Origin of the sequence: Pseudomonas paeninsulae (assembly GCF_035621475.1) — a bacterium.
GTDB lineage: Bacteria > Pseudomonadota > Gammaproteobacteria > Pseudomonadales > Pseudomonadaceae > Aquipseudomonas > Aquipseudomonas paeninsulae.
Map to the genome: position 1 here is coordinate 2,135,667 of NZ_CP141799.1, position 20,895 is coordinate 2,156,561.

The window sequence follows — 20,895 nt, forward strand, 5'->3', positions numbered from 1 at the left end:
GGCGCCACTTTTCCAAAGGGGATATGTCACCGTGTGGGAACTGGTTAAAGCTGGCGGCTGGATGATGCTGCCCATAATGCTGTGCTCTATTGCTGCGGCCGGCATTATTGCCGAGCGTCTGTGGACGCTGCGGCCCAGCCGCATCACCCCGCCACACCTGCTCGGTCAGGTATGGCGGTGGATCAAGGATAAAAAGCTGAATAACCAGAAGCTCAAGGAACTGCGTGCCAACTCGCCCTTGGGTCAGATTCTGGCTGCCGGCCTGGCCAATTCCAAGCATGGTCGCGAGATCATGAAGGAGTGCATCCAAGAGGCCGCCGCGCGGGTTATCCACGATCTGGAGCGCTATCTCAATGCCCTGGGCACCATCGCCGGTATCGCGCCGCTGCTCGGTTTGCTCGGTACCGTGTTGGGTATGATCGAAATTTTCAGCTCCTTCATGGGCTCGGGTATGGCCAATGCGGCGCTGCTCGCAGCAGGTATTTCCACGGCATTGATCACCACAGCGGCCGGGTTGATGGTAGCCATTCCAGCCTTGTTCTTTCACCGCTATTTGCAACGCCGAGTCGATGAGTTGGTGGTCGGCATGGAGCAGGAGGCGATCAAGCTGGTGGAAGTAGTGCAAGGTGATCGTGACGTCGATTTTGCTGAGGGCAAGGCGTGAAATTCCGACGCAAACCGCGGGAGAATATCGAGATCAACCTGGCTTCGCTGATCGACGTGGTGTTCATCCTGTTGCTGTTCTTCGTGGTCACCACCACCTTCACCCGTGAGACCCAGCTCAAGGTCGATCTACCCGAGGCTGCCAGTGGCACGCCGCCGGAGCAGACCGAACTCAAGCAGTTGGAGGTGCTGATCGCAGTCGACGGCAGTTATTCGCTGAATGGCAAACAACTGCTGAAAAGTGACCTGGATGGTTTGATGGCGGCCCTGCAAAAGGAGTCGGAGGGCGATAACAGCCTGCCGCTGACTATCAGTGCCGATGGCCAGACTCCTCATCAGGCGGTGATCACGGCCATGGATGCTGCAGGCAAGTTGGGCTTTGCCCATCTGCGCATTACCACGGTCGAGGTGCAGGCCGCGCCTTGAGGGCTGTTCTCCAATGAGTCTGTCCGAGCGCCTACTGGCTGCCTGGTACGCCGGGCATCCGGCGCTGACCCTGCTGCGGCCACTCGAGCGCCTCTACCGTGCTGTAGTGGAGCGCAAGCGGGCGCGGTTTCTCGCTGGCGCGGGCGATATCTACCGCGCTTCTGTACCGGTAGTGGTGGTGGGCAATATCACCGTCGGCGGCACTGGCAAGACCCCGTTGATTCTCTGGTTGATCGAACACTGCCGCCAGCGTGGCCTCAAGGTCGGCGTGGTCAGCCGTGGCTACGGCGCCAAGGCGCCGCAATTGCCCTGGCGTGTGCACGCCGATCAATGCGCCAGCGTTGCCGGCGACGAGCCGTTGCTGATCGTTCAGCGCAGCGGTGTGCCCTTGATGATCGATCCCGACCGGGGGCGTGCGGTTGCGGCCTTGCTGGCAGCGGAGCCGCTGGATCTGATTCTCAGTGATGATGGTTTGCAGCACTACCGCCTGGCGCGTGATCTGGAACTGGTGCTGATCGATGCGGCGCGCGGTCTAGGCAATGGTCGTTGCCTGCCTGCTGGGCCGTTGCGCGAGCCGGTCGAGCGTCTGCTGAGCGTCGATGCGCTGCTCTACAACGGTGCCAGCTGCGATCCGCAGGATGGTTACGCCTTCGGCTTGCGCGCTCGCGCTCTGGTCAACCTGCGCAGTGGCGAGCAGCACCCGCTGACGCATTTCCCGCCCCAACAGCCGCTGCATGCCGTCGCCGGTATCGGCAACCCGCAACGTTTCTTCAATACGCTCGAAACGCTACACTGGCGGCCGATTCCGCATGCTTTTGCCGATCATGCGCAGTACAGCGCAGAGCTGCTGAAATTCAGCCCGGCGTTGCCTGTGGTCATGACGGAAAAGGATGCGGTCAAATGCCGGGCTTTTGCCGCCGATGACTGGTGGTATCTGGTGGTGGATGCCGAGCCCTCGGCGGCCTTCATTGCCTGGTTCGATGCGCAATTGACCGCTTTGCTGCCTCTCGCTCGCTAAGCCCGCTGGCTATTACGAGTGCCGTCCCATTCATTGCAGCCGCTCTACGGCAAGGATCTCCCATGGACCCGAAATTACTCGATATATTGGCTTGCCCCCTGTGCAAGGGCCCGCTGAAGCTTGCCGCCGACAAGTCCGAGTTGATCTGCAAGGCCGATGGTCTGGCCTTTCCGGTGCGCGACGGCATCCCGGTGATGCTGGAAAGCGAAGCCCGTACCCTCAACGTCGACGAGCGCCTGGACAAGTAAATGAACCGCGTTTTTACCGTTGTGATCCCGGCGCGTTACGCCTCTAGCCGTCTACCCGGCAAGCCGCTGCAGGACATTGCCGGCAAACCGATGATCCAGCATGTCTGGGAGCAGGCGTGTAAAAGCAGTGCCCAGCAAGTGGTGGTGGCGACCGACGATGCACGCATCGTTGAGGCATGCCGCGGTTTCGGCGCTCAAGTGCTGTTGACCCGTATCGACCATAACTCCGGCACCGATCGCCTAGCCGAAGTGGCCGCGGCGCTGGGTCTGACGCCTGACGCCATCGTGGTCAACGTGCAGGGTGACGAGCCGCTGATTCCGCCAGCGCTGATCGATCAAGTGGCGGCCAATCTTGCGGCCAACCCACAAGCGGCTGTCGCCACCCTGGCCGAACCGATCGATGAGGTGGCGGCGTTGTTCAATCCCAATGTGGTCAAGGTCACGAGCGATCGCAATGGCCTGGCGCTGACATTCAGCCGCGCACCGTTACCTTGGGCGCGTGACGCTTTTGCCGCCAGTCGCGAGCAGTTGCCGGCCAACGTGCCTTACCGCCGGCATATCGGCATCTATGCCTACCGCGCACAGTTCCTACACGATTTCGTCGCCTGGGGACCTTGCTGGCTGGAAGACGCCGAGTGCCTGGAGCAGCTGCGCGCACTCTGGCACGGCGTGCGCATCCATGTCGCCGATGCCCTGCAGGCTCCACCGGCTGGGGTCGATACCCAGGAAGATCTAGAGCGCGTGCGCCGACTGCTGGGGGCTTGATGCGGGTCTTGTTTGTCTGTCTGGGCAATATTTGCCGCTCGCCAACCGCCGAAGCGGTGCTGCGTTACAAGTTGCGTGAGCAGGGGCTGGAGGAGGGCGTCGAGGTCGATTCCGCTGGCACCGTCGATTGGCATGTGGGTAAGCCGCCGGACAGCCGCACTCGGCAAACGGCGCAGTTGCGCGGTTATGATCTTTCCGCCCTGCGCGGGCGTCAGGTCTGCGCCAGTGATTTCAGTCGTTTCGATCTGATTCTGGCCATGGATAACAGTAATCTGGAGCACCTGCGGCGCATGCGTCCAGGCGGCGCCATGGCCGAGCTGGATTTGTTCCTGCGCCGCTATGACCTGACGCTGGATGAGGTGCCGGACCCCTATTATGGTGGCGCGGAAGGTTTCGAGCAGGTGCTTGATCTGCTTGAGCAGGCCTGTGATGGCTTGCTCCGCGAACTGCGGGGGCGACTATGAGCCTTTGCGTGCAGTCGCGGGTATCACTCAAGACCTATAACAGCTTCGCCGTGGATGTTGCGGCGCGCTGGTTTGCCGAGGCACATGACGACGATCAGGTGCGTGAGGCGTTGGTTTATGCCGAGCAGCAGCAGTTGCCCGTGCTGCTGCTCGGTGGCGGCAGCAATATGTTGTTGACCGCCGATGTCGAGGCGTTGGTCCTGCGTATGGCCAATCGCGGCATTCGTGTGTTGCAGGATGATGGCGACCGCGTGCTGGTCGAGGCTGAGGCCGGCGAGCCTTGGCACCCCTTTGTGCAGTGGACGTTGCAGCGGGGCCTGGTAGGTCTGGAAAATCTCAGCCTGATCCCGGGCACGGTCGGCGCCGCGCCGATGCAAAATATCGGTGCTTATGGGGTCGAGTTGAAAGACCAGTTCGCCGGCTTGACCGCCCTGGATCGTCGCAGCGGCGAGTTGCGCGAGTTTTCCCTGGACGACTGTGCTTTCGCCTACCGCGACAGCCTGTTCAAGCGTGAGGCGGGGCGCTGGGTGATCCTGCGCGTTCGCTTTGCCTTGCGCCGTACGGCGGCGCTGCATCTTGACTACGGCCCGCTGCGCCAGCGTCTGGCAGAGCAGGGCATCGCGTTGCCGACGGCGGTCGATGTCAGTCAGGCCATCTGTGCGATTCGCCGCGAAAAGTTGCCGGATCCAGCGGTGCTGGGTAATGCCGGCAGCTTTTTCAAGAACCCTTTGGTTTCGGTTGAGCTGGCGCAGCGCTTAAGTGCCGAACATGCCGACCTGGTGGCTTACCCGCAGGCTGATGGCCGGGTCAAGTTGGCCGCTGGCTGGTTGATCGAGCGCGCTGGCTGGAAAGGCTTTCGCGAAGGCGATGCCGGAGTACATCGGCTGCAAGCCCTGGTGTTGGTCAATTATGGCCAGGCCAGCGGACGGCAGTTGTTGGCGCTGGCGCAGCGCATTCAAACGGATATTTTTCAGCGCTTTGCGATTGACCTGGAAATCGAGCCTAACGTGCTGTGAATCGCGTTCGGCGCTTCAAGATGGCTATGTGGGGTGAAGGGCGTGGGTAGGGCCAAGTAAGGTGGGCTTCAGCCCACCAAGACTGCTTATGTTAGCGGCGTTGGGTTCCCGTCAAAAACGAGTTGCACAGTTAGCGTGAACAGAAGCAAGAAAAAGGGGATGCCGAAGCATCCCCTTTTTTATTGCGCTGAATAGTCTCAGGCGTGCGGCTTGTCCGCGTGCTCATCCTGGTTCTTTTCAGTTTCGCTTTCGGCATCAGCATCACTTGCCGGCGTGAGCTCCGGTTCGCGGGTCTCAGCCACTGGTGCTTCGTTGGTTGCTTCAGTGGTTTCGCTAGCTTCAACCGACTCCTGGATTTCGGCTGGGCTGGCTTCTTCTACCGCTTCGGTTTGTGGCGCAGGGGCTGGAGCGTCGGCAGCTTCACGAGCCAGGCGTTCGGCTTCGCGTTGACGGCGACGCACTTCGCGCGGATCGTTCGGTGCGCGACCGGTGGCGCTCGGCACAATGCTTGCGGTTTCTGCGATCTCTTCGCTCACTGTTTCGGGCGCTGTGATTGCTGGCTCAGCCGGCTCGCTGGCAACGATGTCAGCGACCACTTCGGCATGCACTTCGCTTGGTGCGGAAGTGACTACTTCTGCGGCCGCCTCAGGGCTTGCTTCAATGATCTGCGGCGCACTGACTGTCGCTACAGCAGCTTCTTCACTCGTCTCGGTGTGTGCTTCGGCCAATTGCTCGACTGCAGGCAGTTCTGGCTCTGCAGCAGGTTGAACCGGAGCTTCCTCGGCGGGTTGTTCGATCTCGGCAGGCTCTGGGCTGAGCAGTTCTGCGCTCAGTTCGGCGGCAACGGTTGCGGCAACGGCCAGTGGAGCCGTGGCTTCAACGTTGTCTTCAGTGCTTTCTTCAGAGCCCTCGATCACATTACCGCTGGCATCGCTTTGACGCTCGCGGCGATTGCTGCGACGACGCTGACCACGCGAACGGCGGCGTGGACGCTCACCTTCTGCGCCTTCTGCGCCTTCTGGCTCTTCGTCTTGCTGCGCGTCTTCGTTGCTCAGTACTTCATCATCGACGGCTGCAGCGGTTTCGGGGCGCGGCTGACGCTCTTCACGCGGGGCGCGCGGTTGACGCGGTTCGCGCTGAGGGCGCTCGGCAGGCACTTCTACGCTGCTATCGTCGCTGTTGCTGTCAGCGTTTTGTACTGCATCGAGCGGCTCGCGCAGTTCGCGTGCTGGGCGATCTTCGCGTGGCTTGCGTTCGCGACGCTTGTCCTGACCTTCGCGTGGTGGGCGCGACTGGCGGACTTCCTGCGGCTCGCGAACTTCAACCGCTTCACGTGCTGGGCGTTCTTCACGCGGTTGCGCTTCTTCGCGTGCTACACGCGGCTGACGCTCTTCGCGAGGCGCTCGTTCTTCGCGCGGGGCGCGCTCTTCACGTGGCTTGCGCTCTTCGTCGCGGCGACCACCGCGGCTGCGGTTCTGCTGGCGACCGTTGCGACGTTCATCACTACGCTGCGGGCGTTCGCTGGTTTTCTTTTCGACTACCGCAGGTTTTACTTCTTCTTCCTTGCCGGCGAACAGGCTGACCAGGGATTTTACCAAGCCCTTGAACAGGCTAGGTTGGCTGACGGCTACTACTACTGGTTCGCTGACCTCGGCCACTGGTGTCGGTGTCGGCGCGGTACGTTGTGGTGCGGTCTTGATCGCCGCTTCCTGGCGAACCAGGGTGCGAGTGGCAGCAACCGGAACTACTTCTTCCACTTCGGTAGCAGCTATTTCATAGCTGGACTGGATGGATTGAGCTTCCGGGCTGTCGTCGCGGATGCGCTGCACTTCGAAGTTCGGCGTTTCCAGGTGATCGTTAGGCAGGATGACGATGCGCGCACGGCTGCGCAGTTCGATCTTAGTGATCGAGTTGCGTTTCTCGTTGAGCAGGAAGGCGGCAACCGGGATCGGCACCTGGGCGCGAACTTCGGCGGTGCGATCCTTCAGTGCTTCTTCTTCGATCAGGCGCAGGATTGCCAAGGACAGCGATTCGACGTCGCGGATGATGCCTTGACCGTTGCAACGCGGGCAAACGATACCGCTGCTTTCGCCGAGCGACGGGCGCAGGCGTTGACGAGACATTTCCAGCAGGCCGAAGCGCGAGATACGCCCAACCTGTACGCGGGCACGGTCGGCTTCCAGGCTTTCGCGAACCTTTTCTTCCACGGCGCGCTGGTTTTTGGCCGGCGTCATGTCGATGAAGTCGATCACGATCAGGCCGCCGATATCACGCAGACGCAGTTGGCGGGCGATTTCTTCGGCCGCTTCCAGGTTGGTCTGCAGGGCGGTTTCTTCGATGTCGCTGCCTTTGGTCGCGCGCGCCGAGTTGATGTCGATGGACACCAGGGCTTCGGTAGGGTCGATGACGATGGCGCCGCCGGACGGAAGCTTCACTTCGCGCTGGAAGGCGGTTTCGATCTGGCTTTCGATCTGGAAGCGGTTGAACAGCGGCACGCTGTCTTCATACAGCTTGATCTTGCTGGCGTACTGCGGCATCACCTGATTGATGAAGCTGAGTGCTTCCTGCTGCGCTTCGACGCTGTCGACCAGTACTTCGCCGATATCCTGGCGCAGGTAGTCGCGGATCGCGCGGATGATCACGTTGCTTTCCTGGTAGATCAGGAACGGTGCGGCGCGATCCAGTGAGGCTTCCTTAATGGCGCTCCACAGTTGTAGCAGGTAGTCGAGGTCCCACTGCATTTCTTCGCTGCTGCGGCCGAGGCCGGCAGTGCGCACGATCAGGCCCATGTCGCTTGGTGCAACCAGGCCATTGAGGGCTTCACGCAGTTCGTTGCGCTCTTCGCCTTCGATGCGGCGCGAGATGCCACCCGCGCGTGGGTTGTTCGGCATCAGTACCAGGTAACGACCGGCCAGGCTGATGAAGGTGGTAAGGGCTGCGCCCTTGTTGCCGCGCTCCTCTTTTTCGACCTGAACGATGACTTCCTGGCCTTCCTTGAGCACGTCTTTGATGTTGACGCGACCCTCGGTAGCCTTGCTGAAGTATTCGCGGGATATTTCTTTGAGGGGGAGAAAACCGTGGCGCTCCGAGCCGAAGTCGACAAAGGCGGCCTCGAGGCTAGGTTCGACGCGAGTAATCCGGCCTTTATAGATGTTGGCCTTCTTCTGCTCACGAGCGCCCGATTCTATGTCCAGGTCATACAGACGCTGGCCATCGACCAGAGCAACACGCAACTCTTCGGGTTGAGTTGCGTTAATCAGCATTCTTTTCATGTTGTACCGTCGGTTTCCGGTGCTGGCGGAAGCGGCGTTCGGCACACACGACTCTCAGGGTCGGTGTCAGGCGCGTCAGAAACGGTCGTAAATCGTTTCATTGTCAAACGACAGTCAGCCAGTTGGGCTGGGTCGCGACGGACATCTCCTGCTCGCTGTTGTGACAGAAAGCACTAGTCAGGAGGAGGAATCAACTGTCGGTAGCGGACGAGATAAAGCGTCTTCGATAAAGCTAATTGCTACGCAGACCGACGGTTGTACGTCTCCACCCTACACGTATGACTGAAAATCGGGTGCCGCTCGCATAACATCCGCAGCGGGTTGGCATTTACCGCAAGCGCCCAAAGGGGGCGGCTGCGCATCATGGCTTAAGGCTTTATTTCCGAGTTATTCGCGGCCTTTGCGGCTTTCTATCTCTGAATAACCCGTCGGACGGCCTTACGTCCAAAATGGGTTGCGTCGGTTGGGGATGGCAGTTTTGGCGATCATCCGCAAACCAGACCGCTTTTGGCGGCGTTCGCGACTATAGCAGTAATGATTAAGTGCTTCAAATCCATAAAAATTGTTATGATTGCGCGATGACAATTCCTACTTCTACAACCTCCGGCGTTCAGCTGCTCGAGGTTGCGCCGGAACTCGCCGGCCAGCGCATCGATAACTTCCTCCGCACTCAGTTAAAGGGTGTGCCCAAGACATTGATTTACCGGATTTTGCGTAAAGGCGAGGTGCGGGTGAACAAGGGGCGCATCAAGCCGGAGTACAAGCTGCAGGCGGGCGACATCATTCGCGTTCCGCCGCTGCGTCTGGCTGAGCGTGATGAGCCGGCACCCTTGGCGCAGGGCTTGCTCGAGCGCCTTGAGGCGGCAATCGTTTATGAAGACAAGGCCTTGATCGTGCTGAACAAGCCCGCCGGCATCGCCGTGCATGGTGGTAGCGGTCTCAACTACGGGGTGATAGAAGCTTTCCGTCAGCTGCGCCCGGACGCCAAGGAGTTGGAGCTGGTTCATCGCCTCGATCGCGATACCTCCGGGCTGCTGATGATCGCCAAGAAGCGCAGTATGCTGCGGCATCTGCACGAGGCTTTGCGCGGTGACGGCGTTGACAAGCGTTATATGGCGCTGGTCCGTGGCCACTGGGCGACTGCCAAGAAGCGGGTCAATGCACCTTTGCAGAAAAGCAATCTGCGTTCTGGTGAGCGCATGGTCGAGGTCAACGATGAGGGCAAGGAGGCGCTGACGCTGTTCCGCGTACTGCGCCGTTTTGGCGAGTTCGCTACCTTGGTCGAAGCCAAGCCGGTGACCGGGCGCACCCACCAGATTCGCGTACATAGCCAATATGCGGGGCATTGCATCGCCGGTGACAGCAAATATGGCGATGACGAATTCAGTCGCGAGATTCGCGAATTGGGCGGCAAGCGTCTGTTCCTGCATGCCTATGCGTTGGTCGTGCCGCTGCCCGATGGTGGCGAGCTCAGGTTGGAGGCGCCGGTCGATGTGGTCTGGGTGCGCACGCTGGAGCGTCTGAGTGCCTGACTATGAGTTATTGATCTTCGATTGGGACGGCACGCTGGTCGACTCTATTGGGCGTATCGTCGAGTCGATGCATTGGGCTGCGGATTTTTGTGACCTGGCGCGGTGTAGCGATGCGCAGGTCAAGGGGATTATCGGGCTTGGTTTGCCGGAGGCGATAGCCAGTCTGCACCCTGAGTTGCTCGACTCGGCGCTCGTCGAGCGCTTCCGTCGCTGTTATAGCGAACGCTACCTGGCGCTGGAGGTCGAGCCCTCGGCGTTGTTCCCGGGGGTTGCCGAGGCGTTGGAGATGTTTCGTGCGCAGGGCTATCGCTTGGCCGTGGCCACCGGTAAGGGCCGTCATGGCTTGCGGCGTGTGCTGGAGGGGCATGGCTGGTTGGATTACTTCGATGTCACCCGCTGTGCCGACGAAACGGCGAGCAAGCCGGATCCACTGATGTTGGCGGAAATCCTTGAGCACTGCGGTGTGTCTGCGGAGCGGGCCTTGATGGTGGGAGACTCGTCGTTCGATTTGCAGATGGCTCGGCATGCCGGGATGGACTCCGTGGCGGTAGGGTATGGGGCTCAGCCCTTGGCCGTGTTGCGCGAGTATGGCCCGGCGTTGGCGATAGATGATTTCATGGAATTGCATGCCTGGCTCAATAGGCGTGCGGGTGGGCAACCAGTAGAGGTGGGTGAATATGTCGGATGAATGGAAAGCTGCGGCTGGCAGTGAAGGTGATGGAAAAAGCTGGCAGTTGCTGGAGAAGACCCTGTTGGCTGGCGTGCAGGAGCAGCGTCGCGCACGACGCTGGGGGATTTTCTTCAAGTCGCTGACATTTATTTATCTGTTTGCTGCGCTGGCGCTATTTGCACCGCTGCTCAACCTGAAGGAAGGCGTCAAGAGCAGTGCGAGTCATACCGCATTGATCGAGGTGCGCGGGATGATTGCCGATAAGGAGATGGCCAGTGCTGACAATATAGTTAGCAGTCTGCGCGCCGCATTCGAGAACGACAAGACCAAGGGCGTGATCCTGCGGATCAATAGCCCTGGCGGCAGTCCGGTACAGTCGGGTTATATCTATGACGAGATTCGCCGTTTGCGCGGCGAGTATCCGGCGATCAAGCTGTATGCAGTGATCACCGATCTCGGGGCTTCGGGTGCTTATTACATTGCCAGTGCCGCAGATGAGATCTATGCCGACAAGGCCAGCCTGGTCGGGTCGATTGGCGTGACGGCGGCCGGTTTCGGTTTTGTCGGGGTCATGGAAAAACTGGGTGTCGATCGTCGGGTGTATACCTCTGGCGAACACAAGGCGTTTCTCGATCCGTTTCAGCCGCCGAACGATGAAGAGGCGCTGTTCTGGCAGGGGGTGTTGGACACCACGCATCGGCAGTTCATTGAAAGCGTCAAGCAGGGGCGCGGCGATCGGCTTAAGTCGGCGGAGCATCCTGAGCTGTTTTCAGGCTTGGTGTGGTCGGGTGAGCAGGCGCTGCAGCTTGGCTTGATCGATGCCCTGGGCAATACCAGCTATGTCGCGCGTGAAGTGATCGGCGAGAAAGAGCTGGTCGACTTCACGGTCGAGGAGTCGCCGTTCGATCGCTTTGCCAAGCGCCTGGGTGCCAGCGTCGCCGAGGACCTGGCCATGTGGATGGGTTTCCAGGGGCCAAGCCTGCGCTAGTTGATTTCGCGTTGCACGCGGGCCCGGTCATTGATCGGGCTTGTTGCTTTATGGGATATCAATGCCGGCTATAAGGAGCATGTCCACCAGGCGGATCAGGGGTAGGCCGATCAGGCTGGTGGCGTCAGTGCCTTCGGTGCTGCGAAACAGGCTGACGCCCAGCCCTTCAGCCTTGAAGCTGCCGGCGCAGTCGTAGGGCTGCTCTGCCTGCAGGTAGCGGGTGATTTGTGCGGCACTCAGTTGGCGAAAGTGCACGGTGAAGGGGATGCAGTCGATCTGGCAGTGGCCGCTTTGGCTGTCGAGCAGGGCCAGGCCGGTGAGGAAGGTGACGCTGTTGCCGCTTGCGGCGAGTAGTTGTGTATGGGCTCGCTCGTATGTTTCGGGTTTTCCGACAATCTGGCTGCCAAGTACGGCGACCTGGTCCGAGCCGATGATCAAGTGTTGCGGGTGCTTGAGGCTGAGGGCGCGGGCTTTTTCTTCTGCCAGGCGGCGCACCAGTGTGCTGGCGTCTTCATCGGGACGAGGGGCTTCATTGATCGCAGGCGCGTCCCAGATAAAGGGCTGGCACAGGCGGGTCAATAATTCTCGGCGATAGGGCGAACTGGATGCGAGCACCAGGGGTAGCATGTCTGTGCATCTCCTTTTATATAGGTGGGCAATTCTAGTCGGCACTCTTCGTGCGGGACAGGCCTAATATCCTTTGACAGGGGCAGGGTGCATCCATAGAATGCGGCGCCTATGTCAAATGCACCGATTCCACCTCATGTTGATCCGCGAAAGTTGGCTGATCGTGGTGCCACGCTTGAAGGCGAGGTACTGCTAGCTGATTTGGCGCGACTCTGCGACCCGCTTGCCGATAATCAAGGCGCGGTGCGTGTGAAGTTTTTCTTCGAGCGTGATGAGCGCAATGCTGTGGTTTTCCATAGTGAACTCGAGGTTGAGGTCAAGATGGTTTGCCAGCGTTGTCTGGAGCTGGTTGCCCTGCCGATCCATAGCGTGTGTGATTACGCTGTGGTGAAAGAAGGTGCAAATACCCAGTCCGTGCCGAAAGGCTATGACGCTCTGGAATTGGGTGAAGAGCCATTGGATCTGCTGGCGTTGGTTGAGGAGGAGTTGTTGCTCGCCTTGCCCATCGTCCCGCTTCATGATCCTAAAGATTGCCAGCAGCCGGCCGGCCTCGAAGAGCCCGGGCCGAGTGAGGACGAGGTAACGCGGTCCAACCCGTTCAGTGTATTGGCGCAGTTAAAGCGTGACCCAAACGTTTAGGAGTTAATTAGTTATGGCTGTTCAGCAGAACAAAAAATCCCGTTCCGCCCGTGACATGCGTCGTTCGCACGATGCACTCGATGCCAGCACGCTGTCCGTTGAGAAAAGCACCGGTGAAATCCATCTGCGCCACCACGTATCGCCGGAAGGTGTTTACCGTGGTCGCAAAGTGATCGACAAGGGCGCTGACGAGTAAATCTTGTCCGCTCCGATCATCGCGATTGATGCAATGGGTGGGGACTTCGGTCCCCACAGCATTGTTCAGGCCAGCATTGCCTGCCTGGCTGAGTACCCTTCGCTGCATCTGGTCCTAGTCGGCCAAGCCCCTCTTATCGAAGATTTGATTGCCTGTAGTCCTGGCGTCGATCGTGCACGTCTGCAAGTCGAGCATGCTGGCGAAGTGATCGCCATGGATGAGCGTCCGGCGCTGGCACTGCGTGGTAAGTCGGATTCGTCGATGCGGGTGGCTCTGGATTTGCTGCGTGAGGGGCGCGTTCAGGCGTGCGTCAGTGCTGGCAATACCGGGGCCTTGATGGCGTTGTCGCGTTATCTGCTGAAAACCCTGCCGGGCATCGATCGCCCGGCGATGGTCTCGGCTGTGCCAACCCAGACTGGTTGCTGTCACTTGCTTGATCTGGGGGCTAATGTCGACTGCAGTGCCGAGCAGCTCTACCAGTTCGCCGTAATGGGCGCGGTGGCCGCTGAGGCGTTGGGGGTGGTGAGCCCGCGTGTGGCGTTGCTCAATGTCGGCACCGAAGAGGTCAAGGGCAATCAGCAGGTCCAGCTTGCTGCGAGTCTTTTGCAGCAGGCCAGTGGTTTGAATTACATCGGCTTTATCGAAGGCGACGGGCTTTATCGTGGCGACGCCGATGTGGTGGTGTGCGACGGTTTTGTGGGCAATATTCTGCTCAAGTCCAGCGAAGGCCTGGCGACGATGATTACGGCGCGTATCGAGCTGTTGTTCAAGCGCAACCTGGTTTCGCGGCTGGCAGGTCTGCTGGCGATGCCGGTATTACGCCGCCTGCGTGCCGAGTTGGCGCCCGCGCAGCACAACGGTGCAAGCTTGCTCGGCTTGCAGGGTATTGTGGTGAAGAGTCATGGCTCAGCAGGTACTGAAGGTTTCAAGAGTGCCATCCGTTGTGCGCTGAGGGAAATCGAGGACGATTTGCCGCGGCGCCTGCATGGTCGTCTCGAGGGTATGTTGCTCTGAGCCGGTTATTGATGGGTTTTGCAGGCTGCAGGTGCAGGGTGCTGGCGATTGTGTAGCCTGCTAATGTGACCGCGGCGGATGGCCTGTCATCCAACTGTCAGATTGTTGCGCTTGACTCTGCTGGGCGCGAATTTATACGACGATAAGACCATAGAGGCTCGTTTACATGTCTGCATCCCTCGCATTCGTCTTTCCTGGGCAAGGCTCGCAGTCGCTGGCAATGTTGGCTGGGCATGGCTCACAGCAAATTGTTATCGATACTTTTGCCGAAGCCTCCGAAGTACTCGGCTACGACCTTTGGGTCTTGACCCAGCAGGGGCCGGAAGAGCAACTCAATCAAACCGATAAAACTCAGCCAGCTATCCTTGCGGCATCCACTGCCTTGTGGCGCCTGTGGCGCGCTGAGGGTGGTTTGCAGCCGGCTTTCGTGGCCGGCCATAGCCTGGGTGAATACTCTGCACTGGTTGCTGCAGGCAGTCTGGGTTTCGCTGAAGCCGTGAAGCTGGTTGAACTGCGTGGTCAACTGATGCAGCAGGCTGTGCCCGCTGGTCAGGGCGGTATGGCGGCAATCCTCGGGCTGGACGATGCCGATGTACTGGCTGCCTGCAGCGACGCGGCGCAAGGTGAGGTGGTTAGCGCAGTGAACTTCAATGCGCCTGGCCAGGTAGTGATCGCAGGTTCTGCAGCTGCCGTGGCACGCGCCGTCGAGGCGTGTAAGGCGCGTGGTGCCAAACGTGCAATGCCGCTGCCGGTTAGCGTGCCGTCGCATTGTGCGCTGATGCGCCCGGCTGCTGAGCACTTCGCTGAGGCGGTTGCAGCGGTTGTCTGGCAATCTCCGCAGATTCCGTTGGTTCAGAATGTCAGTGCCCGCGTGGTCGCAGACCTTGATACTCTCAAGGCCGATTTGCTGGCGCAGCTGTATAGTCCGGTGCGCTGGGTTGAATCAATAGTCTGTATGGCTGAACAAGGCGTGGCTGATCTGCTCGAGTGCGGTCCAGGCAGGGTGCTGTCGGGGCTGAACAAGCGCTGCGTCAAAGGAATCAATACGTATAGTCTGGACACTCCAGACGCCTTTGCCGCCGCGCGTGCGGCCTTGGCCTGAATTAAGAGAGGTTTTTATGAGCCTGCAAGGTAAGGTTGCATTGGTCACTGGCGCGAGTCGCGGCATTGGTCAAGCCATTGCGCTGGAATTGGGGCGGCAGGGCGCCATTGTGATCGGGACGGCGACTTCGCCGTCTGGCGCCGAGCGGATTGCCGAGTACCTGAAAGAACATGGCATCGAAGGGGCTGGTCTGGTGCTTGATGTCAGTAGCGACGAATCGGTTGCCACGACTCTGCAACACATTCAGCAACACCTTGGTCAGCCGTTGATCCTGGTCAACAACGCAGGTATCACCCGGGATAACCTGATGCTGCGCATGAAAGATGATGAGTGGTTCGATGTCATCAATACCAACCTGAACAGCCTGTATAGGTTGTCCAAGGCGGTGCTGCGCGGTATGACCAAGGCGCGCTTCGGGCGCATCATCAATATCGGTTCGGTTGTCGGCGCCATGGGCAATGCTGGGCAAGTGAACTATGCTGCGTCCAAGGCCGGGGTGGAAGGTTTCGGTCGGGCGCTGGCGCGTGAAGTCGGCTCGCGGTCGATCACTGTAAATGCTGTGGCGCCTGGTTTTATTGATACTGATATGACCCGCGAACTACCGGAAGCACAGCGTGACGCGTTGCTGGCACAGATTCCGCTGGGTCGTTTGGGGCAGGCCGAAGAGATCGCGAAAGTAGTCGCTTTCCTCGCTTCCGATGGCGCAGCCTACGTCACAGGAGCTACTATCCCTGTGAACGGCGGAATGTACATGAGCTGAATGTGACTGCGGTCTTCAGAAAACTGTCATAAATGCTGTCTAAAATCCGTTATTAAAGCTGCAATCGGTTTATAGGTGGATCGTTGAAGTGTTCTGGGGCAATCTCGCATTCTGCTTGAAAAGCTAAAAACCCTTTATATACACTTGGCCGCGGACCAGCTGCCTGGATTTTTCCAATTAGGAGTGAAAATACGGTATGAGCACCATCGAAGAACGCGTCAAGAAAATCGTTGCCGAGCAACTTGGCGTCAAAGAAGACGAAGTAACCAACAGCGCTTCCTTCGTTGAAGACCTGGGTGCCGACTCCCTTGATACTGTTGAGCTGGTAATGGCTCTCGAAGAAGAATTCGAAACTGAAATCCCGGATGAGCAAGCTGAGAAGATCACCTCCGTTCAGGAAGCCATCGATTACGTGACTGCGCACGCGCAATAAGCTGATCGTCGGTTCCCGACCAGGAAAAGCCGCACAGCCCTTATCGGGCGTGCGGTTTTTCTTTGACGGGGTGTTGATCGTGGCTATGCGGTTTACACCTCAAGCATTGTAGTGAGGTCTGTCTCGCCCGCTATATTCCAGGCCGACTCACATGCTGGGCTTGGCCTGCGGGTAAGTCTTTGGCTGTTGCTGCGCCGCGCGGTGTAGCGTCTTGCCTGTTCTTCGCTCGTTACCCGCTATCAGCGGTAAGGGCGTGGGTAGGTGTTGAATAACCGAAAAAGAGGAGATTGCTGTGTCGCGTAGACGCGTCGTGGTTACCGGTATGGGCATGCTGTCGCCGCTGGGTAACGATGTGGCGAGCAGCTGGCAGGGTATTTTGGCCGGACGCAGTGGCATCGCCCCCATCGAACACATGGATCTTTCCGCTTACACCACCCGTTTTGGTGGTTCGGTCAAAGGGTTCAATGTCGAGGAGTATTTGTCTGCCAAAGAGGCGCGCAAGCTCGATCTATTTATTCAGTATGGCCTAGCCGCGAGCTTTCAGGCTGTGCGCGATTCCGGGCTGGAAGTGACCGACGCCAACCGTGAGCGTATCGGTGTGGCACTGGGTTCGGGTATTGGCGGCCTGACCAATATCGAGAACAACTGCAAATTGTTGCATGAGTTGGGCCCGCGGCGTATTTCGCCGTTTTTTGTCCCGGGCTCGATCATCAACATGATTTCCGGTTTCCTGTCGATCCATCTGGGGTTGCAGGGGCCGAATTATGCGATCGCCACGGCCTGTACCACGGGTACCCATTGCATCGGTATGGCCGCGCGCAATATTGCCTATGGCGAAGCCGACGTGATGGTCGCCGGTGGCGCCGAGATGGCGGCGTGTGGTTTGGGTATTGGTGGTTTTGCTGCGGCGCGGGCACTGTCCACGCGCAACGACGACCCAGCCAGCGCCAGTCGTCCGTGGGATAAGGATCGCGACGGCTTCGTGTTGTCGGATGGTGCCGGTGCACTGGTTCTGGAAGAGTTGGAGCATGCCAAGGCGCGAGGCGCGACCATCTATGCAGAATTGATCGGCTTCGGCATGAGCGGCGATGCCTATCACATGACTTCACCACCGGAAGATGGTGCCGGTGCCGCGCGCTGCATTGCTAATGCCATGCGCGACGCCGGGTTGAATACCGATCAGGTGCAGTACATCAACGCCCACGGCACCTCGACCTCTGCGGGAGACAAAGCTGAGGTCGCGGCGATCAAGTCGGTATTTGGCGAAAATGCCTATCGGCTTGCCGTCAGCTCGACCAAGTCGATGACCGGTCACCTGCTGGGCGCGGCTGGCGCGGTCGAGGCAATCTTCAGTATCTTGGCAATTCGTGAGCAGGTGGCGCCACCAACCATCAACCTGGACGAACCTAGTGAGGGCTGTGACCTCGACTTCGTTGCGCACCAGGCCAAAGCCATGCCGATCGATGTAGTACTGTCCAATTCCTTCGGTTTTGGCGGTACCAACGGCTCGCTGGTGTTCCGCCGGTACGTCGGTTGATGCCGAGCTGGATCGACGGTCAGCCGATGGAGTTGTTCTCCGTCAAGGATCGTGGTCTGGCCTACGGCGATGGGCTGTTCGAGACCATCGCCGTCAGTGGCGGCCGTCCCGCATTGCTGGATCGGCACCTGGCGCGGCTTGGCGAAGGTTGTGCACGCTTGCTGATCGATCTCGATCTGGCGCTGGTGCGTGTAGAACTGCTGGCGTTCAGTCGTGAGCTGGCTGATGGCGTAGTCAAGTTGATCGTGACCCGCGGTGATGGTTTGCGCGGTTACGCGCCGCCACAGCCTGCGTTGCCGCGAAGGATTCTGCAGGCCAGCGCCAAACCAGCTTATCCAGTCTGCAACGCAGCGCTGGGGGTGCGTTTGTTTCCCTGCGTTACGCGGCTGGCCGAGCAACCTCGCTTGGCCGGGATAAAGCATTTGAATCGACTCGAGCAGGTGCTGGCGCGTGCCGAGTGGCAGGACGCCGAGCATGCCGAAGGCTTGATGCTGGATATCTCCGGGCGGGTAATTGAGGGCGTCTACAGCAATTTGTTTCTATTGAAGGATGGCGTCTTGCTCACGCCCGATCTTTCGCGTTGTGGTGTGGCCGGGGTGATGCGCGCCGAACTGCTGGCACAGGCAGAGGGCCAAGGTTTGCACTGCCATGTGGGCGACATCGGTCTTGATTCGTTGCTAGAGGCAGATGAGGTCTTTCTCTGCAACAGTCTCTATGGCATCTGGCCTGTTCGTGCACTGCAACGGCATGAGTGGCCGGCTGGCCCGCTGACCCGTAAACTGCAGGTCATAGCCCGCGATCTACTGGACAGTTGATTAGTGATACGTAAATTGTTGTTGCTGCTTGAGGGCGGTGTATTAATTGCTGGTTTGCTGGTGGCCTTTGTCGCCTGGCAGCAACACTCGGCGCTCGAGCAACCGTTGAATTTGACCGAGGAGCTGATGCTTGAAGTGCCGGCTGGCACCACACCTGGTGGCGTGCTCAATCGCCTGCAGGCTGACGGCGTTTTGCATGATGCGCTCTGGCTGCGACTCTACTGGCGCTTCAACCTCAAGGGGCAGCCTCTGCACAGTGGCGAGTATCGCCTCACTCCGGAGCTCAGCGTGCGCGATATGCTTGGGCTGTGGCAGCGTGGCGAGGTGGTGCAGTACAGCCTGACGTTGGTGGAAGGCTGGAGTTTTCGTCAGGTTCGCGCGGCCCTGGAACGCCAAAGCAAGCTTGAACTGACCTTGACCGAGCTGAGCGACGCCCAGTTGATGGCGCGCCTGGGCTACCCAGGGGCCAATCCGGAAGGGCGCTTCTTCCCCGATACCTACCGTTTCGTGCGCGGCATGAGCGATCTTGATCTGCTCAAGCAAGCCTATGTCCGCCTGGAGCAGGTATTGGCCGAGGAGTGGCAGGCCCGCGCTGATGGGCTGCCTTACAAGGAGCCTTACGACGCCTTGATCATGGCCTCGATAATCGAAAAGGAAACCGGGGTGCCGGAGGAACGTAGCGAGATTGCCGGTGTATTTATCCGGCGTTTGCGTATCGGCATGCGCCTGCAAACCGACCCGACGGTAATCTATGGTCTGGGTGAGCGCTACAACGGCAAGTTGACGCGCGCTCACCTGCGTGAGCCGACCGCCTATAACACTTATGTGATCGATGGCATGCCGCCGACGCCGATCGCCATGGTGGGGCGCGAGGCAATCAATGCCGCGCTACATCCGGTGGCGGGCAAGAGCCTGTATTTCGTCGCCCGCGGCGATGGCAGCCACGTATTCTCCAACACCCTCAAGGCGCACAATCGTGCAGTGCGCGAGTACCAGCTCACGCGCCGCGAAGATTACCGTTCAAGTCCTGCCCCTGTGCAGTCGAACAATCAATAAAGGACAGCCTGTGAGCGGTTTGTTTATCACTCTGGAAGGCCCTGAAGGCGCTGGAAAAAGTACTAATCGGGAGTTCCTGGCCGAGCGCCTGCGAGCTCAAGGGATTGAGGTGCTGTTGACTCGCGAGCCAGGCGGTACACCGCTGGCTGAGCGCATCCGCGAGCTGTTATTGACGCCGTGCGATGAGCCAATGGCGGCCGATACCGAGTTGCTGCTGGTGTTCGCCGCTCGTGCCCAGCATCTGGCTCAGGTGATTCGTCCCGCGCTGGCCCGCGGTTGTGTGGTGCTCTGCGACCGCTTTACCGATGCCACCTATGCCTATCAGGGGGGCGGTCGCGGTTTGTCGGAGGTCCGTATTGCCGTGCTGGAAAGCTTCGTGCAGGGCGACTTGCGTCCGGATTTGACCCTAGTGTTCGATTTGCCGGTAGAGGTCGGTCTGGCCCGTGCTGCGGCGCGTGGCCGACTGGATCGATTCGAACAGGAAGGGCGGGCGTTTTTCGAAGCGGTGCGCCAGACCTATTTGCGCCGTGCCAGTGAGGAGCCTCAGCGTTATCGGATTTTGAATGCCGCGCAATCGCTGAGTCAGGTGCAGCAGGATCTAGACGGCATGTTGGCGAGCATTGCGGAGCTGTGCCGTGGCTGATGCCTATCCCTGGCAAGCCACGCTCTGGCAGCAACTGGCCGGCCGCACGCAGCATGCTCATGCCTATCTGCTGCATGGTCCAGCCGGTATCGGTAAGCGCGCGCTCGCCGAGCGCCTAATGGCCCGTTTGCTCTGTCAGCGGCCAGCGGGCCTGGATGCCTGCGGTCAGTGCAAATCCTGCCATCTGCTGGCTGCCGGCACCCATCCGGACAACTACATTTTGCAGCCGGAAGAGGTCGACAAGGCAATCAAGGTCGACCAGGTGCGTGACTTGGTCAGTTTCGTGGTTCAGACCGCTCAACTCGCCGGCCGTAAGGTGGTACTGGTCGAGCCGGCCGAAGCGATGAACCTGAACGCTGCCAACGCCCTGCTGAAAAGTCTGGAAGAGCCTTCCGGTGATACGGTTTTGCTGTTGATCAGTCATCAGCCCAGTCGTTTGCTGCCGACGGTGAGGAGTCGCTGCGTACAGCAGGCCTGTCCATTGCCGAGCCAGGCGATGAGCCAGGCCTGGTTGGCACAGGCGCTGCCGGAGTGTACTGACGAAGAGCGTACCGAGTTGCTCTGTTTGGCGGCAGGTTCGCCATTGGTCGCTGCACGTATGCACGCACAGGGCGTGCGCCAGCAGCGTGCTTTGGTGGTAGAGGGGGTCAAGAAGCTGCTCAAGCAGCAGGTCGCGGCAAGCCAATTGGCAGAAAGCTGGAACGCGGTATCCTTGCAGCTATTGTTCGACTGGTTCTGTGACTGGGCGCAATTGATGTTGCGTTATCAGCTGACGCATGACGTGGATGGGCTGGGACAAGCCGATATGCGCAAGGTTGTACAGTACCTGGCGGAGAAAACGCCTCAGCCGAAAGTGTTGAAGATGCAGGATTGGTTGCTGGCGCAGCGGCAGAAAGTCATAGGTAAAGCCAACCTCAACCGTGTCTTGCTTCTCGAAGCCCTGCTGGTGCAGTGGGCAAGCCTGCCCGGACCGGGCTAGAATCGGCCATCACGTAATGAAAACCAGGAACG

At 59.5% G+C, this 20,895-nt stretch carries 23 protein-coding genes; 21 read left to right on the forward strand and 2 right to left on the reverse strand.

What is annotated here, in order from left to right; all coding sequences use genetic code 11:
• The first annotated feature begins 31 nt into the window (after positions 1-31).
• The 7 genes from VCJ09_RS09910 to murB all read left to right on the forward strand — a co-directional run bounded on the left by VCJ09_RS09910 (position 32) and on the right by murB (position 4,600).
• A complete protein-coding gene (locus VCJ09_RS09910) occupies positions 32-664 on the forward strand; it encodes a MotA/TolQ/ExbB proton channel family protein (RefSeq protein ID WP_324734166.1) in 633 nt (210 codons plus the stop codon).
• Positions 661-1,089, forward strand: a complete 429-nt coding sequence (locus VCJ09_RS09915) for an ExbD/TolR family protein (protein WP_324734167.1) — start codon at positions 661-663, stop codon at positions 1,087-1,089. Before VCJ09_RS09910 ends, VCJ09_RS09915 begins: the two co-directional genes overlap by 4 nt.
• 13 nt (positions 1,090-1,102) lie before the next feature.
• The gene (lpxK, locus tag VCJ09_RS09920) at positions 1,103-2,107 is read left to right on the forward strand and encodes a tetraacyldisaccharide 4'-kinase (protein ID WP_324734168.1); all 1,005 of its coding nucleotides are present in this window, start codon (positions 1,103-1,105) and stop codon (positions 2,105-2,107) included.
• A 62-nt stretch (positions 2,108-2,169) separates the two neighbouring features.
• On the forward strand, positions 2,170-2,355 hold the full coding sequence (locus tag VCJ09_RS09925; RefSeq protein WP_079201660.1) for a Trm112 family protein: 186 nt from the start codon (positions 2,170-2,172) through the stop codon (positions 2,353-2,355).
• A complete protein-coding gene (kdsB, locus tag VCJ09_RS09930; protein WP_324734169.1) occupies positions 2,356-3,120 on the forward strand; it encodes a 3-deoxy-manno-octulosonate cytidylyltransferase in 765 nt (254 codons plus the stop codon). It begins immediately after the preceding gene.
• Positions 3,120-3,584, forward strand: coding sequence for a low molecular weight protein-tyrosine-phosphatase (locus tag VCJ09_RS09935; RefSeq protein ID WP_324734170.1), 465 nt, complete (start codon positions 3,120-3,122; stop codon positions 3,582-3,584). Before kdsB ends, VCJ09_RS09935 begins: the two co-directional genes overlap by 1 nt.
• Entirely contained in the window at positions 3,581-4,600 is a 1,020-nt protein-coding gene (murB, locus tag VCJ09_RS09940) for a UDP-N-acetylmuramate dehydrogenase (RefSeq protein WP_324734171.1), read from the forward strand. The genes VCJ09_RS09935 and murB overlap by 4 nt, the downstream gene beginning before the upstream one ends.
• A gap of 197 nt (positions 4,601-4,797) precedes the next feature.
• Here murB and rne read toward each other — a convergent pair whose 3' ends face one another.
• On the reverse strand, positions 4,798-7,872 hold the full coding sequence (gene rne / locus VCJ09_RS09945) for a ribonuclease E (protein WP_324734172.1): 3,075 nt from the start codon (positions 7,870-7,872) through the stop codon (positions 4,798-4,800).
• A gap of 578 nt (positions 7,873-8,450) precedes the next feature.
• Between rne and rluC the strand changes: the two genes are divergently transcribed.
• The 3 genes from rluC to VCJ09_RS09960 are packed head-to-tail and all read left to right on the forward strand — an operon-like array spanning position 8,451 to position 11,062.
• Positions 8,451-9,404 (forward strand): 23S rRNA pseudouridine(955/2504/2580) synthase RluC, encoded by a 954-nt coding sequence (gene rluC, locus VCJ09_RS09950; RefSeq protein WP_238043938.1) that lies wholly within the window; start codon positions 8,451-8,453, stop codon positions 9,402-9,404.
• Entirely contained in the window at positions 9,397-10,092 is a 696-nt protein-coding gene (locus VCJ09_RS09955; protein WP_324734174.1) for an HAD-IA family hydrolase, read from the forward strand. Before rluC ends, VCJ09_RS09955 begins: the two co-directional genes overlap by 8 nt.
• A complete protein-coding gene (locus VCJ09_RS09960) occupies positions 10,082-11,062 on the forward strand; it encodes a S49 family peptidase (protein ID WP_324734175.1) in 981 nt (326 codons plus the stop codon). The genes VCJ09_RS09955 and VCJ09_RS09960 overlap by 11 nt, the downstream gene beginning before the upstream one ends.
• Positions 11,063-11,110: 48 nt before the next feature.
• On the opposite strand, the gene VCJ09_RS09965 is transcribed toward VCJ09_RS09960, so the two are convergent.
• Complete coding sequence (locus VCJ09_RS09965) at positions 11,111-11,689, reverse strand: Maf family protein (RefSeq protein ID WP_324734176.1); 579 nt, start codon at positions 11,687-11,689, stop codon at positions 11,111-11,113.
• Positions 11,690-11,800: 111 nt separating this feature from the next.
• On the opposite strand from VCJ09_RS09965, the gene VCJ09_RS09970 reads away from it, so the two are divergent.
• From VCJ09_RS09970 to VCJ09_RS10020, 11 genes are all read left to right on the forward strand, one after another.
• On the forward strand, positions 11,801-12,328 hold the full coding sequence (locus VCJ09_RS09970; RefSeq protein WP_079201669.1) for a YceD family protein: 528 nt from the start codon (positions 11,801-11,803) through the stop codon (positions 12,326-12,328).
• Between the two features lie 13 nt (positions 12,329-12,341).
• Positions 12,342-12,524, forward strand: a complete 183-nt coding sequence (gene rpmF, locus VCJ09_RS09975) for a 50S ribosomal protein L32 (RefSeq protein ID WP_079201670.1) — start codon at positions 12,342-12,344, stop codon at positions 12,522-12,524.
• A 3-nt stretch (positions 12,525-12,527) separates the two neighbouring features.
• Entirely contained in the window at positions 12,528-13,538 is a 1,011-nt protein-coding gene (gene plsX, locus VCJ09_RS09980) for a phosphate acyltransferase PlsX (RefSeq protein WP_324734177.1), read from the forward strand.
• 166 nt (positions 13,539-13,704) lie between these two features.
• Entirely contained in the window at positions 13,705-14,640 is a 936-nt protein-coding gene (gene fabD, locus VCJ09_RS09985) for an ACP S-malonyltransferase (RefSeq protein WP_079201672.1), read from the forward strand.
• Positions 14,641-14,656: 16 nt separating this feature from the next.
• Entirely contained in the window at positions 14,657-15,400 is a 744-nt protein-coding gene (gene fabG, locus VCJ09_RS09990) for a 3-oxoacyl-ACP reductase FabG (RefSeq protein ID WP_079201673.1), read from the forward strand.
• A gap of 196 nt (positions 15,401-15,596) precedes the next feature.
• Entirely contained in the window at positions 15,597-15,833 is a 237-nt protein-coding gene (gene acpP / locus VCJ09_RS09995; protein WP_025167424.1) for an acyl carrier protein, read from the forward strand.
• Positions 15,834-16,125: 292 nt separating this feature from the next.
• Positions 16,126-17,370 (forward strand): beta-ketoacyl-ACP synthase II, encoded by a 1,245-nt coding sequence (gene fabF / locus VCJ09_RS10000; protein ID WP_079201674.1) that lies wholly within the window; start codon positions 16,126-16,128, stop codon positions 17,368-17,370.
• The gene (gene pabC, locus VCJ09_RS10005) at positions 17,370-18,185 is read left to right on the forward strand and encodes an aminodeoxychorismate lyase (protein ID WP_324734178.1); all 816 of its coding nucleotides are present in this window, start codon (positions 17,370-17,372) and stop codon (positions 18,183-18,185) included. Before fabF ends, pabC begins: the two co-directional genes overlap by 1 nt.
• Positions 18,186-18,188: 3 nt before the next feature.
• Entirely contained in the window at positions 18,189-19,241 is a 1,053-nt protein-coding gene (gene mltG, locus VCJ09_RS10010; RefSeq protein ID WP_324734179.1) for an endolytic transglycosylase MltG, read from the forward strand.
• Between the two features lie 10 nt (positions 19,242-19,251).
• A complete protein-coding gene (tmk, locus tag VCJ09_RS10015) occupies positions 19,252-19,884 on the forward strand; it encodes a dTMP kinase (RefSeq protein WP_324734180.1) in 633 nt (210 codons plus the stop codon).
• Positions 19,877-20,863, forward strand: a complete 987-nt coding sequence (locus VCJ09_RS10020; RefSeq protein ID WP_324734181.1) for a DNA polymerase III subunit delta' — start codon at positions 19,877-19,879, stop codon at positions 20,861-20,863. Before tmk ends, VCJ09_RS10020 begins: the two co-directional genes overlap by 8 nt.
• Positions 20,864-20,895: the final 32 nt, after the last annotated feature.